1 pseudogene is annotated in these 278 nt (G+C 44.2%); it reads right to left on the bottom strand.

Features of this window, described 5'->3' with window-relative positions:
- Positions 1-41: 41 nt before the first annotated feature.
- Positions 42-278 (bottom strand): annotated as a pseudogene (locus AAEZ03_RS27085) (DUF4162 domain-containing protein); the annotation flags it as partial.

Here is a 278-nt window from a genome sequence, read left to right as displayed (position 1 = left end):
CCATGACATACTGTCATTAGGGTCTACTACTATTTTCTGATTCATAGTCCTGACTCCTTCATACTGTCTTGATTCTGGATATTTTGGTCGACAAGGCGCATAAACAGCTCTTCTAAACGGTTAGACTTGTTACGCATACTGGCAATAGTAATACCTTGCTCGGACAATTGCGTAAACACGCCATTCAATGACTCACCTTCTGTTAAGGTTACCTCAAGCGTGAGATCATCTGGTTGCACCACTTCAGTCACGCCCGTCAGTTGCAAGGGATGCTCAAG

It is taken from the genome of Pseudomonas sp. HY2-MNA-CIBAN-0224 (assembly GCF_040310285.1).
GTDB lineage: Bacteria > Pseudomonadota > Gammaproteobacteria > Pseudomonadales > Pseudomonadaceae > Aquipseudomonas > Aquipseudomonas helleri.
The sequence above is the reverse complement of the archived record's forward strand: the minus strand, read 5'-3'. Positions and strand labels throughout refer to the sequence as shown.